This is a genomic window from Enhygromyxa salina (genome assembly GCF_000737335.2).
Taxonomy (GTDB): Bacteria; Myxococcota_A; Polyangia; order Nannocystales; family Nannocystaceae; genus Plesiocystis; species Plesiocystis salina_C.
In genome coordinates this window covers 1-1,529 of sequence record NZ_JMCC02000291.1, presented here as the reverse complement: position 1 = coordinate 1,529, position 1,529 = coordinate 1, and the positions used below count along the sequence as shown (strand labels likewise).

Genomic DNA, 1,529 nt, shown 5'->3' with positions numbered 1-1,529 from the left:
CGATCTACGACGAGCGCGGGCTGACCTATCGGGAGACACGTGGTGCCGAGTCGGCTCATGCGGTGACGACCCAATTCGACTACGACGCCAACGGCAACGAGCGGCGCGTGCTCGAGGGCGTTGAGGGGTCTGAACAGATCACGACCTCGACCTATGATTGCGCGGATCGACTCGCGCTGGTCGAAGACGCGATGGGCAACCAGACGAGCTTCAAGTACGACGCTGCCGGCAACCAGATCGAGCAGTCCTTTCATGGGGAATTGGTCGACCTGCCCGGCCCGGGGGCCAACGTATTGCTCAGCCGAACGCGAGTCAGCTATGACGCGATGAATCGGCCTGTAGTGACATCGCGTGATCACTTCGACCCGGCGAGCCAGACGCCGATCGGCGATGGTGCCTCGGTGACGACGCGGGTGTACGATCGTGAGTCCCGCGTGATCCTGGAGATCGACGACAACGGCGAGCAGGCCGCCCGTGAGTACGACGCGGCGGGTCGGCCGCTGCGGACAATCGACGCTGAGGGGAACATCGTCGAGCTCACCTACGACGCCAACGGCAACGTGATCGAGCGGGCGCTCACCGATGTCTCGAGTTCGTCCACGGACGCCGTGGTCGGGGTTTGGCGCTACGTCTACGACGAGGGCAACAACTTGGTCCAGACGACCGATCCGCTTGGGAACGCGTCGCACAATTGCTACGACTCGCTCGGGCGGCTAACCGCGGAGGTCGATCCTCGTGGTAATCGGACGCTGCACAAGCATGACGGACTTGGTCGGTTGATCGAGTCGGCGCACGTGATGACCGACGATGGGACCGGCGCTGGCGACGAGACCGATATCATCGTCACGCGACAAACATGGGACGACAGCGACCGCCTGGCCAGCCGCGAGGATCCCGGCGGCAACGTCACGCTCTACGAGTACGACTCGCTCAACCGCCTCACGCGGGAGCAATTCGCCGACGGCGGGGCCAACACCTTCAGCTACGACGCGCATGACAACCTCGTGTCGCAGCAGGATCCCAGCGGCACGCAGCTGGTGTTTGGCCTCGATCAGCTTGGACGACGGGTCGGCGTGACCGTGATCCCGGGGCCGGGCGTGAACGCGGACACCAGCTTCGAGCGCTTCGCGTTCGACGGCCGGTCGCTGCTGGTCGGCGCGAGCGACGACGACAGCCAGATCTCGTGGCGCCACGACTCCCTGGGCGCGGCGCTGCTCGAGACGCAGACCGCGACGGGCGGACCCGCGCGAGCGATCACCTATGCGCGCGACGGGCTCGGCAACGCGACCGCGACGACGTATCCCGGCGGTCGCGTGGTCGAGCGCAGCTTTGACGGCCTGCGTCGGACTCGGACCCTCACCGAGGGCGGGGCCCCGCTGGTTCAGTTCGACTATCTCGGCCCGAGCGTGGCGCGGCGGACCTACTTCCAGCCCAACACCACGTCCGAGTACACCTACGACGTAGCGAGGCGCATGGTCGCCAGCGAGCACGTCGAGCTCGGCGGCGAGGTGATCGACAGCCGCACCTAC

1 protein-coding gene is annotated in these 1,529 nt (G+C 66.3%); it reads left to right on the top strand.

Annotated elements, in window-relative coordinates:
• Positions 1-62 precede the first annotated feature (62 nt).
• The coding region (locus DB30_RS40960) for an RHS repeat protein (protein ID WP_165704200.1) at positions 63-1,529 on the top strand (1,467 nt) is incomplete at its 3' end.